Below are 11,473 nucleotides of genomic sequence, written 5' to 3' on the forward strand. Positions count from 1 at the left end.
GCCGGTCTCTTCACCGGACACGCGAAATCCCTGCCGGGTTGAGTCCGGAAGCCCCGGCAAACCGCGGCAATCCCTGCCTTTTTCGAAAGAGTCCGAGGCTCAGATCGCCCCGATTTCCTTCATCTTCAGCAGAAGCGCCTGGCTCGGCTCGCCGGTCTCCGGCAGGCGATAGTGCTTTTCGAAATGTCGGATCGCGAGACGCGTCTGGTCGCCCACCACGCCGTCGATCGAGACGTCGGTATAAGCGAGATTGGCAAGCCCCCGCTGGATCGCCATGACCATGCCGGAGCCCTGCCCCGCGGTCGGCGCGGTGCGCACCGGCGCCGGCTCGGCGGAGGCCGTTTCGGTCGCTTTGACGGGGGCTTTGACGGGGGCCGGCTTCGGCTTCACTTCCGCGCCGCCTTCCGCCGCCCGGATCGCGGCGGCGATCGGGTCGATCTCGACCGTTCCGCCGTCTGCCGATTTTTGCGCGGGCGGAATGGCCGTCGGGCGCTGTGCCGGCGTGATGGTGGCGATATCCGATCCGGCTGATCCTGATCCGCGCAGCGCGGCCAGCAGGCTTGCGCTGACGACGCCGGTCTGTGGGCGGCCCTTGGCCTGTTCGAAGCGGCGGATGGCGGCCGTGGTCTTCGGGCCGAGACGACCGTCGGCCTCGCCGTCGTAAAAGCCGTGGCGGGCAAGCTCCGCCTGCACGGCACGCACGAGGCCCGCCGGGTCGAGGTCCGTCTCCGGCTGGGACTGGGCCTCCGGCTCGCCGGGCAAGGTCGCCAGCGTGTCGTGCGCGGGGACGCTCGCGGTGCGCTCGCCGGTCGGAGCCGTCTCGGACGGCATCTGCCCCGGTTCGGCCGCGGCCGTCTGCGGATCGCCCGCGCCACCCTCGCCTTCCCGCCGGATGACGAAGGTCGTGACCTTGCTCGGGTCCGGCACATCCTGCGGGTCGCTCAGCGAAACGCGCGCGGGGTCCGGATGGGTGAAGGGCAGCCGGGTGCGCAGCAGCGGCGACGGATGGTGGCTCGGCTGGTACCAGAGCGCATTGGCGGCGACGAAACCGAACACGACGGCAAAGGCCGCGCCGCCGCCGAAGATGGCGGGATTGCGCAGCGCAAGGCCGAGCAGGCCGGAGGCCGCCCGCAGCACGATGTTGGGCCGCGACGATCCCTTGCGCTTCAGCGCGGTCGCGCCTTTGGCGCCCGTCCTGGCCTTGGTGGTGGGGGTTTTGCGCCGGTCAGGCTGTTTTCGCGTAGGCTTCGCCATCGGTCGCACCTCCTTTCTCGACGCCGCGCGTCTCGGCATCGGTGGTCCCGGGCGTTGCGCCCGCCTCTGTCCGGCGCGGGTCCTGGGCCTTCAGGCGCGGCGGAAATTCGGCGATGGCCTCGCCACCGTCGGCCTGATCGACATCGCGGATGCCGGAGCCGTCGAGCGGCAGGCTGATCCGGATCGCCGTGCCTTCGCGCACGCGGCTCGAAATGTCGAAACCGCCGCCATGCAGCGCCACCAGCCCCTTGACGAGCGCCAGCCCGAGGCCGGTGCCCTCATAGGCGCGGGTATATTCGTTCTCGACCTGCATGAAGGCCTGGCCGAGATGCGCGAGCTTCTCGGCGGGAATGCCGATGCCGGTGTCGCTGACGGTCAGCCGCAGATCGGCGCCCACCACCTCGGCATCGATGGTGACGATGCCGCCGGCGTCGGTGAACTTGATGGCGTTGCCGACGAGGTTGATGAGGATCTGCTGCACGGCGCGGCGGTCGGCATGGACCTCGCCGACGCCGCGCAGGATGCGGCTTGCCAGCTTCACGCCCTTGGCCTCGGCCTGCAGGCCCAGCATCGCCTCGCAGGCGGAGACGGCATCGGCCACGACGAAGGGCTCGGCGATCAGCTCGTAACGGCCGGCCTCGATCTTGCTCATGTCCAGCATCGTGTTGACGACGGAGAGCAGATGCGCGCCCGACTGGTTGATCAGGGCGACATATTCGCGCTGGCGATCGTTTTCCAGCCGGCCGAAATATTCACCGGAAAGGATATCGGAAAAGCCGAGAATGGCATTGAGCGGCGTGCGCAGCTCGTGGCTGACGGCGGCAAGGAACCGGCTTTTCGCCTCGTTGGCGCTTTCCGCGGCCTGCGCCTTGGAGGCAGCATCGGCCTTCAGCGCGACTTCGGCCGAGATATCGCGCGACTGGACGAGAATGCCCGACAGGACGCCGTTGTCGACGATGGCCGCCAGTTCGCAGCGGACATGCAGCAGTTGTGCGCCGCCTTCGGTCATCGAGCCGCGCTCGAGCCGCAGCTCGACCGTTTCGCTGCCGGCGCCGAGCCGGATGGCGTCGATGGCGCGCAGGAAGGCGATGCGGTCGGAGACGTGGATCTGCTCGATGAAGCCGCGGCCCGTGGGGTCGCGCATCCAGGCGAGGAAGGCGGACGCATCGCGGCCGTGCACGGCAGTGACCGAGCCGCGCAGATCGTGCAGCGTCACGAGGCCGGCGAAGAGATCATAGGCGGGCGCGGCATCCGCCGTCGGCAGAGGTGCCGGCAAAACGGTCGCAGGGGCGCGGCCGGCAAGGCCGACGGCGCAGAGACCGCCGACCAGCGTCAGCGCGCCGACGAGACCGGCACCGACCGGCAGCGCCAGCGACAGCGGCAGAACGGCGGCCAGCGCCAGCGGCGCGACGGGAAAGGCGATGAGGGCGGAGGCGGCGACGGTGCGCAGCGCCGAGAGTTCGCGGGCCGTCGGTGCCGGACGCGGCAACCAGAGCCTGGCGGCATCGTCCACGCGGGACGCAAACCTTCCAGCGATGTTCCGCACAATTGTCACGCCCGACCCTGCATTTTTTGTTGCCCGGAACATCCTGCCCCGGTCTCATGAGGTGCCGCGGCGATCGTTTCGCGTCGCTCCCGAAGGGGCGCTGGCGATCGCTGTCGGCATGGGGCGAATGTCTCACCGGCGGCTTAATGAAACTCTAAGTGAGACGGCTCGACGTGTTGCAAAACGGCTTCACCGGCCTTCCGGAGCCCGAATCGGACGCCCTTCGTTTGTTGTGGTTAACGTCGCGTAACCGTTGAAATATTGGTGTTTTTCGAGTTAATTTAACGCCTGTGGCAGGAGACGCCGCTGCGGGAGGCCGCATTTGCAGGGGCTTTGGACCAAGCCCCGCCTTGACCCTTAACGGAATTGGCTCAAATGCCCCTCAAATGCGTGTCAAAAGCAGATCGATCGAATTTTATGAAACATCGCTTCAAATACAGGTCTCGTTTTCAAGGCCGTGTTGGAAGAGGCGCACTAGATTGATGTTCAGCCGCCCTGCACCCTGTCATTGGGCACCGCGTCATCGGGACCGTCGAGAGACACCAGTGAGGGAGATGCGAACAGGGCGCGCGGGACAGGTGCGTAAACGTCAAGAACGGGGTCGACCATGTGGTTTCTGATCAAGGCAGCATTCTGGTTTTCGCTGGTGCTCGTGCTGCTGCCGATCTTCGGCACGGAGGACGCGGCGCAGACGACGCCGCAGACGACCGCCGGCGTCGATATCGGCGACACGGTGTCGGCCGCGAGCCAGGCGATCGGCTATATCAGCGCCATCTGCTCCGAGAAGCCGGATGTCTGCGTCAAGGGTGCCGAGACCTTCAACGCGCTCGGCCACCGCGCCAAGGATGGCGCCCGCATCGCCTATCAGCTGCTCGAAACCCAGTTTGCCGATGAGACGACCGCGCAGGCCGGCGCCGCTTCGGGCGACGCCGTGACCACCGGAACCGTGCCGGCCGCCCGCAAGGGCGCGCTTGAACAGGCGCTTCCCGTTGCCACCGCGCCGGCTGCGTCCGCGCCGCAGACGCCGGAAGAGGTCATTCGCGCCAGCGAGCAGGCCAATGAGGATCTCGGCTTCACCCGCATTCCCGTTCCGGAAAAGCGCATCCCGCCGAAGCCGCATCGCGCGTCCTGAGCCGAGGCGCCAGGCCTGCAAAAGAGGCTTGCAAAGGAGGCCGCAAAGGCCGTTTCGCGCGCCGCGTCCCGGCTTCTCAAGCCGCTTGCGATCCCTTATAGAGACGGCATGACCGATGCCGCCGCCTTCACGCCGACGCCCCTTTCCGACATTCTCGAGAATTGCGCCTATCTCGACGACTGGCAGGACAGGATGAGCTATGTCATCGAACTCGGCCGCACCCTGCCCGTCCTGCCGGAGGACAAGCGCACGGCGGAGAACAAGGTGCAGGGCTGCGCGAGCCAGGTCTGGCTCGTGACCCACGCGGCAGACGGCGGCGATCCGGTGTTGACCTTCGAGGGGGAGTCCGACGCCCATATCGTGCGCGGCCTCGTCGCCATCGTGCTCTCGATCTTCTCCGGCAAGACGGCCTCCGAGATCGTCAGGACGGATGCGCTCGACCTCTTCGGAAAGATGGGCCTCATCGAATTCCTCACCGCCCAGCGCGCCAACGGCCTGCGCTCGATGGTCAAACGCATCCAGGACCAGGCGGCGCTTCGCCTGAGGGGTTGACCGGGGTCTGTCGCTGGTTTGTCGGTGGCCAGGTCTCTGGGCTGCGGACAGGTCACGTTTTCTAACCTGACGGACGGCCGGTCGCTGGCGCCCGGCGCAAGGCCGGAATGACGCAGGGGTGGGGCCTGTTCTCCGCCTTGCCGCTCCTGGCTCTCGGGTGTCGCCTCGCGCCTCACAGCGTCCGGCTCACCCCTCACGGCTCACGGCTCACAACTCACTCCTCACCCCTTCCCTCCATGTCCGGGCGAAACCCTTCCGCGCCCCAGGCGCGGGTGCGGCGGGTCGGCGGGGGCGGTGGGGCGTAGTGGCGGGCGAGGGCCATGAGGGCGGCGCGGAGCAGGAGTTTGGCCGAGCGCGCCGGCCACTGGCGTTCCCGCTCCACCGTTTCCAGCCCCTTTTCGAAGCCGCAGACGTCGATGGCGACGCCGCAGAGTTCCGGGCCGATGGCTTCCATGGCGCGGGCCACGCGGGTGCGCGCGGCGATCGCGCTGTCGGCGATCTCGCCGCCACCACTGCTGCCCTTCGTGCGCGTCGACAGGCGCGGCTCGTAGGCCATGGTCAGGCGTGGCTGGAGCTGCGCGCGGGTGAAGTCGCGGTGCAGGCGCTGCCCGGCCTCCAGCGCTTCCGGCGGCAAAAAGGGCCGGCCGGATTTGTCCCTCAGCCGACCGATGGGCGCGAGCGGCGATTCGGCGAGATTGATGTGCACCGTCTGCCGGCCGGCCGCGGTCTCCAGCGTGGCGGAAGCGATCTGCCGGTGCTGGCCGGCATAGGCGTCGTCCGGATCCGACAGAGCCCGCTTGAGGAAGCCAACGGCGGGGGGCAGGAGCCGGTAGAGGCCGGCCGCATCCGGGCCCGAGACGAGACCGAGGGACAGGGCGCTGCGCAAGACGGCCGACGGCACCGTGCGTTTCGCGCCGTCCGGCCGGGTGACGACGCGGTCTGCGCCCTCCTCCGCGACGGAGAAAGACGCGCTCGCCAGATCGGCCGCGTCCGGAGCGCCCGCCGGCTCCGGGCTGCCCCGACGGCCGCCGAGCAGATGTCGGACGAGCCGGACGAGGCCGGCGCGGGTGTCGGGAGTGGCGGGGGTGGCGGGGGCCTCGCGATCCTGCGCAGAGGCGGGATGGCCGCGCGTCATGGTGCGACACCCTGCTCGACGGCTGCGGCCGGCGGGAAGACGGCGCCGATGATGCGCTCGATGGCGGAGACGAAGTCGTCGAAATCGGCCGCGTCGCGCCGGTCCTCGACCACATGGCAGGAATAGCTGACGGTGGAGCGATCCCGACCGAAGGCGATGCCGATATCGGTGAGCGTCACCTGCAGCACGACATGGCTGACATACATGGCGATCTGGCGGACATGCACCATCATGCGCCGACGGTCTCGGCGCAATTGCGGACGGTCGCCGACCATCATGGTCAGCTCCTCGACCACCTCCGCCACCATGCGGCAGCGAGCCTGCGCCAGCGGATCGGGCGCGCCGAGATCGGGAACCTCGGAAATGCGGGAGGTCGGGACCGGAGGCTCCGACGTCCCCGGGGCAACATCCGGCGCGACATCCGGCCCACCGGCAAAGATCGACTTGCATTCGGGCGCGCGGGCCGGCGGGAGCGTGCGGCAAGAGACCGCGCGGAGCGACACGATCGGCGCGGGCGGGAGACTCGCTGGGAAGCCGGGCGGGAGGCCGAGGCCGAGCCCGAGCCCGGACCCGAAGGTGGGCGGGAGGCTCGCGAGGACGAACGGCTTGAAATCAAGGCCTTGGGCAGCATGAGGCATGGTCATCGCAGGTCTCCGTTATAGGAATAATTTCACATATCCTATGTCGAAGATGAAACGAGCGCTACAACCCGGCCGCAACTTTCTGTTGAATTACAGAGACTTTCCGATAGGTCTCTGAATCATATAGGCATTTTTTCCTTATTCAAGGACGCGAATATTCTTGACTTCGAATGAACATGAAAAAGCCGGGTCGGAAAGGATCCGGCCCGGCGTGCGTGAGAGACGTGACGGCAATTCCCGTCCGTCTTCCGGCCCTGAGGAAGGCCTTATTTGGCGGCGCGCTTGCGGCGCTGGCCGAGGCCCATTTCGCGGGCGAGGCGCGAGCGCGCTTCGGCATAGGCCGGGGCGACCATCGGATAATCCTGCGGCAGTTCCCACTTCTCGCGATAGTCTTCCGGCGACAGCGCGTGGTGGGTCATCAGGTGGCGCTTCAGCGACTTGAAGTTTCCACCGCATTCCAGGCAGGTGATCTGGCCGTCCTGCACCGACTTGCGCACGGAAACGGCCGGCTTCGGCTTTTCGACGGCAGCGGCGACCGGAGCCGGCGCGCCGGTGTTGTTCAGCGCATTGTGCACGTCGCCGATGAGGGTCGACAGTTCCGAAACCGGAACGACATGATTGCTGACATAGGCGGCGACGATTTCGGCGGTCAGTTCCACCAGCAGCTCGTTGCCGTGTCCTGCAGAGCCCTGACCGGCGTGGCTTGTGTGACTATGGCCGGCGTGGTTGTTTGCCGTCGCGCTCTGTCCTGCCATCTGTTCGCTCATTTTGTTCTCCTTTCGGGCGATATCTCGTTTCGCCCACGGATCCGCAGGCACTGGCTGAAAGCATCAATGCTCCATGGAGACGCCATCGATTCCGGCGCAAGCCGGGGCGATGGCATCAGAAGGGAACGACCGAGTTACTTGCTTGAAGCTTTTGCATTCCCCGTCGCGTAACTTGACAAAACCTCGGAATGACAACCCAATTCTGTCGATTTATTGTCGCGGCGGTACCGTGCAGTATTTTCAGTCTCAGACACTTTGCTGATACTCGAATAACATTCACCCCAAAAATGTCAAACACGTTTTTCAATAGTCGCAAGACTTGACGACAGAAATCCGTCCCGGCATCGCAGTTACCGGAAGCAATCACCGTATATCTGTACGCTTTTATCTATCAAGGCGGGCAAGCTGCGGTCAGTTCTGCCCGTCCACCTTGAGCAAGGGCGGAAATTTTCTGCAACCAGGGATTCCCGCAGCGATTCGTCGGCTGCATATAAGCAGCGGATACTATGCAGGGTCGTGGTCTGCCGTTGGAATCCCGGCTTTGTTTGGCCGATCGGCGTTCCTATATGAAGCGCAGTGTGAAGATGAGGAGCACGATATGAGCGAACATCACCCGAATGCCGCCGCCGAGCCTGCGAACCCCGGGCTGAAGGTCGTGAAGAGCGATGCGGAATGGCGCGAACAGCTGACGCCGGACCAGTATCGCGTCACGCGCCAGCACGGAACGGAGCGCGCCTTTTCCAGCCCGGACTTCGCGCTCGGCAAGCCCGGCACCTATCGCTGCGTGTGTTGCGGCAAGGCGCTTTACGATGCCCGCACGAAGTTCGATTCCGGCACCGGCTGGCCGAGCTTCTTCCAGCCGCTGGCGCCGGACGCTGTGACGCAGGTGACGGACCGCTCCTACGGCATGACGCGGACGGAGGTGAAATGCGCCGATTGCGACGCGCATCTCGGCCATGTCTTCCCCGACGGCCCGGCCCCGACCGGCCTGCGCTACTGCATGAACGGCGTGGCGCTGACCTTCGAGCCGGCCTGAGACACGGTCTGAGACCCGGCTAAGCGGAAAAACGGAGCGGCGCGTTACAGGGCGCCGTTGCCGATGACGGAAAAGACGGCCGAGAAATGCACCGCCGCCGCGGTGACGACGAAACCGTGCCAGATGGCGTTCTGGAAGCGCAGCCGCTCCCAGACATGGAAGATCACGCCGGCGGAATAGATCACGCCGCCTGCCAGGATGAGCAACATGGTGGCACCGTCGAGCGTGGCGAGCAGCGGCCCGACGGCGAGCACGCCGCTCCAGCCCATGGCAAGGTAGAGCACGATCGCCAGCCTGTCATAGCGGCCGGGGAAGACGCATTTCAGCGCGACGCCCAAGGCGGCGATCATCCAGATGCCGACGAGCATGACGGCCAGAAACGGATCGTTCCAGCCGCTCTGCAGGAAGGGGGTGTAGGTGGCGGCGATCAGGATGAAGATCGAGGAATGATCGAACCGGCGCAGCAGCCATTTGGTGCGCGAGACCGGCCACATATTGTAGACGAAGGAGATCGACAGGGTGGCGACGAGGCCGGCGCCGTAGATCGCCGCCGCCGCGATCTGTCCGGCCGTGCTCGCCGCACTGGCATGGACCAGCAGGATTGTGACGCCAATGAGCGCGCAGGCAAGACCGATGCCATGAACGATGCCGTCCGCGATCATCTCGCTGCGGTCGTAGTTCCACTTGATGCCTTGGATCTCCACGCGTGCTTCGTCTCCAGATCGTTTCGAGGATGAGGCTACGCAACCGCTGCCCGTTTGGCGAGCCCCTGCGCGGCGCGCGGCCGTCACTTTCGGTGACGGTTCGATTATCGGTGCCGATGCGGGCGGGAGCATGGCGGAGACCGTGTCCGATGGCGAGATCGGGGAGGACATTGTCAACGGAGCCTAGACGATCCATCGCCGTTCCCGAGGATTTCGCGCGGCGGGCAAGAGGTGCATAGTCGGCCCGACCGAACGGGAACCCTGCCATGGACACTCTGCGCCGACGCCGCCTGCTGCACATGACAGGGCTCGCGCTCACCCTGCCCGGCGCCTTTCCCTCCTTTCCCGCTGGAGCGACCGAGATGACCCCTTCCATGACTGCGCGCGGCTCTTCCGCCGACCATCCCCCTGGGCCCGAACATCCGCTCGCCATGCCGGCCTTCGTCGATCATGCCCGGCTGGTGGTGCGCGACCTGCCGCTCGTTTCCTCCTGGTATCAAAGGGTCATGGGGCTGAGCGTGATCGAGCGGCGGCCAAGCGGCGAGACGCTCGGCGTCGGCGGCCGGCCGCTGCTCACGCTCACCACGTCGAGCCAGGCGGCCATGGCGCCGCGCAATGCGCCGGGCCTGTTCCACACGGCCTTTCTCGTGCCGGACCGGGCAGCGCTCGCCCGCTGGCTCGCCCATGCCGCGGGCCATCAGGTGGCATTGCAGGGCGCGTCCGACCATCTGGTCTCCGAGGCGATCTATCTCGCCGATCCCGAGGGCAACGGCATCGAGGTCTATCGCGACCGGCCCCGTGCCGACTGGACCACCCTGCCCGACGGCATGGTGAAGATGGCGACGCTGCCGCTCGACCTGCAGGCGCTCTACGACGAGGGCGTGAGCCTTTCCCGGGGAGAGACCGCCTGGGGCGGAATGGATGCGGGAACGGCGCTCGGCCATCTCCATCTGCAGGTGTCGGATCTGCCGCAGGCGAACGGCTTCTTCCGCGATGTGCTGGGGCTCGACATCGTCTCGACCTATCCCGGCGCGAGCTTCTTTTCGACCGGCCGCTACCACCATCACCTCGCCGCCAATATCTGGAACACGCGCAACGCGCCGCGCCGCACCACGGATATGACCGGGCTCGGCACCTATGCGCTGCGCTTCAACGACGCCTCCGCGCTTCAGACGGCGCTTGGAGCCCTCGACCGGCTGGAAATCCCCACCCGCCGCGATGGCGACACCGTCTCCCTCACCGACCCCTTCGGCATCGGCCTGACTCTGGCGCTTTAAACCCCTGTCAGCCGGCGCGCCGGATGACGAGGCCTGTGAGGCGGAGCGCGATCGGGCGGACGAGGAGCACGCTGACGAAGGCGGCGGGCATGGCGATGGCGTAGGCTGCGAGAACGCGGCGCGGCAGACCGCCATCGATGCCGCTATTGGCGGCGACGATGATCCAGCACATGATGAAGGCCATGATGCCCGCCATGAAGAAGGCGAAGACATAGGGCGTGAGGGTCGGCGACAATCCAGCTCTTGGCCCGGCTTTTGGCCCGGCTCTTGGCCCGGCTGTTGGCGACGCGAGCTGTGATTTGGGGGGTGTCGCGGTGGGCATGATGGCTCCTGTCCTTGCGGTTGTCTGAAACGGTGCGACACCTTCCTACGCTTGAAGACGATCCTTGATTAGAGGCTTGCACGCACGAATAATCTGAAGCAAAACTTTCGAATGGCCGGGATCGAAGGAGCGCTCAGCTATGGATAGCCTTCGCGGCATCGAGAGTTTCGTGCGCAGCGTCGAGATGGGCAGCATTGCCGCCGCCGCCCGGCTGCTCGGCATCAGCCCTGCCGCCGCCAGCCAGAACATCGCCCGGCTGGAGCGCGATCTCGGCGTGCGCCTGCTGCAGCGCACGACCCGCCGGCTGGGGCTGACGGACAGCGGCGAGGTCTATTTCGAGCGGGTGCGCCATGTGGTGCACGAACTGGAGGCGGCCGCCACCGCCGTCTCCGCGCTCAACGACCTGCCGCGCGGCCGGCTCACCATCTCCGCCTCCGTCGCCTTCGGGCGCCATGTCATCGCGCCGCTCATTCCCGGCTTTGCCAGCCTTTATCCGCAGCTCTCCGTCGAGCTCGTCATCACCGACCGGGCCATCGATCACATTGCGGAAGGCATCGACATCAGCGTGCGGTTCGCCGAACAGCTGGAGCCGTCGCTGATCGCCCGCCGGCTCGTCACCGTGCCGATGATCATCTGTGCCGCGCCCGACTATCTCGCCCGGAGCGGCCATCCGCAGAGGCCGGAGGATCTGGTGCATCATGATTGCCTGCTCTACCGGCTGGCGACCGATGGCCGCCTGTTCCGCTGGACGTTCCTGCGCGACGGCACGCTCTACGAGCCCGACATCCAGGCGCGGATCATCAGCAACGATATCGACACGCTGACCACGATGGTGCTGGCCGGCGCCGGCATCGCCCGCCTCGGCGCCTTCATCGCCGACGATCTCATCGACAAGGGGCTGGTGGTGCCGCTGTTCGGAAACGACGCGGCGCATACGCCGTTCACCTTCCATGCCTGCATGCTCGACCGCCACAGCGCCACACCGAAAATCCGCGCCTTCATCGATTATGCGGTGGCGGCCCTGTCGTCGCGCTGGCGCGCTGCTGATTGAGGCGACGTGTCCCGCGCTTTGCCGCTTGAATGCACCGGCTGCGGCATCTATGTCCG

General features: G+C 66.5%; 12 protein-coding genes. 5 read left to right on the forward strand and 7 right to left on the reverse strand.

The window, feature by feature from the left end:
• Window positions 1-99: 99 nt before the first annotated feature.
• Entirely contained in the window at window positions 100-1,254 is a 1,155-nt protein-coding gene (locus tag C8J36_RS08145) for a peptidoglycan-binding protein (protein WP_132534056.1), read from the reverse strand.
• On the reverse strand, window positions 1,226-2,842 hold the full coding sequence (locus C8J36_RS08150) for a HAMP domain-containing sensor histidine kinase (protein ID WP_132534058.1): 1,617 nt from the start codon (window positions 2,840-2,842) through the stop codon (window positions 1,226-1,228). Before C8J36_RS08150 ends, C8J36_RS08145 begins: the two co-directional genes overlap by 29 nt.
• A gap of 565 nt (window positions 2,843-3,407) precedes the next feature.
• Between C8J36_RS08150 and C8J36_RS08155 the strand changes: the two genes are divergently transcribed.
• Complete coding sequence (locus tag C8J36_RS08155) at window positions 3,408-3,932, forward strand: DUF5330 domain-containing protein (protein ID WP_132534060.1); 525 nt, start codon at window positions 3,408-3,410, stop codon at window positions 3,930-3,932.
• Window positions 3,933-4,040: 108 nt separating this feature from the next.
• On the forward strand, window positions 4,041-4,484 hold the full coding sequence (locus C8J36_RS08160) for a SufE family protein (RefSeq protein ID WP_062594700.1): 444 nt from the start codon (window positions 4,041-4,043) through the stop codon (window positions 4,482-4,484).
• Between the two features lie 214 nt (window positions 4,485-4,698).
• Here the strand turns inward: C8J36_RS08160 and C8J36_RS08165 are convergent, their stop codons facing one another.
• The 3 genes from C8J36_RS08165 to C8J36_RS08175 form a co-directional block, all read right to left on the reverse strand.
• Window positions 4,699-5,619 carry a DUF6456 domain-containing protein gene (locus C8J36_RS08165; RefSeq protein ID WP_207897475.1) on the reverse strand — a complete coding sequence of 307 codons (921 nt, stop codon included), beginning with the start codon at window positions 5,617-5,619 and terminating at the stop codon, window positions 4,699-4,701.
• Window positions 5,616-6,263, reverse strand: coding sequence for a helix-turn-helix domain-containing protein (locus tag C8J36_RS25280; protein WP_245506497.1), 648 nt, complete (start codon window positions 6,261-6,263; stop codon window positions 5,616-5,618). Before C8J36_RS25280 ends, C8J36_RS08165 begins: the two co-directional genes overlap by 4 nt.
• Window positions 6,264-6,526: 263 nt before the next feature.
• Window positions 6,527-7,027: a MucR family transcriptional regulator gene (locus tag C8J36_RS08175; RefSeq protein ID WP_245506498.1), complete on the reverse strand. Its 501-nt coding sequence runs from the start codon at window positions 7,025-7,027 to the stop codon at window positions 6,527-6,529.
• Window positions 7,028-7,625: 598 nt separating this feature from the next.
• Here C8J36_RS08175 and msrB point away from each other — a divergent pair.
• The gene (msrB, locus tag C8J36_RS08180) at window positions 7,626-8,063 is read left to right on the forward strand and encodes a peptide-methionine (R)-S-oxide reductase MsrB (RefSeq protein WP_132534062.1); all 438 of its coding nucleotides are present in this window, start codon (window positions 7,626-7,628) and stop codon (window positions 8,061-8,063) included.
• 44 nt (window positions 8,064-8,107) lie between these two features.
• Here the strand turns inward: msrB and C8J36_RS08185 are convergent, their stop codons facing one another.
• On the reverse strand, window positions 8,108-8,767 hold the full coding sequence (locus C8J36_RS08185; RefSeq protein ID WP_132534064.1) for a hemolysin III family protein: 660 nt from the start codon (window positions 8,765-8,767) through the stop codon (window positions 8,108-8,110).
• Between the two features lie 374 nt (window positions 8,768-9,141).
• Here C8J36_RS08185 and C8J36_RS08190 point away from each other — a divergent pair, with 374 nt between their 5' ends.
• Window positions 9,142-10,044: a VOC family protein gene (locus C8J36_RS08190; RefSeq protein WP_132534888.1), complete on the forward strand. Its 903-nt coding sequence runs from the start codon at window positions 9,142-9,144 to the stop codon at window positions 10,042-10,044.
• 7 nt (window positions 10,045-10,051) lie between these two features.
• Here the strand turns inward: C8J36_RS08190 and C8J36_RS08195 are convergent, their stop codons facing one another.
• A complete protein-coding gene (locus tag C8J36_RS08195) occupies window positions 10,052-10,279 on the reverse strand; it encodes a DUF2798 domain-containing protein (RefSeq protein ID WP_245506499.1) in 228 nt (75 codons plus the stop codon).
• Between the two features lie 226 nt (window positions 10,280-10,505).
• Between C8J36_RS08195 and C8J36_RS08200 the strand changes: the two genes are divergently transcribed.
• Window positions 10,506-11,417: a LysR family transcriptional regulator gene (locus tag C8J36_RS08200; protein WP_132534068.1), complete on the forward strand. Its 912-nt coding sequence runs from the start codon at window positions 10,506-10,508 to the stop codon at window positions 11,415-11,417.
• Window positions 11,418-11,473 lie beyond the last annotated feature (56 nt).

Origin of the sequence: Rhizobium sp. PP-F2F-G48 (genome assembly GCF_004342335.1) — a bacterium.
GTDB lineage: Bacteria > Pseudomonadota > Alphaproteobacteria > Rhizobiales > Rhizobiaceae > Ferranicluibacter.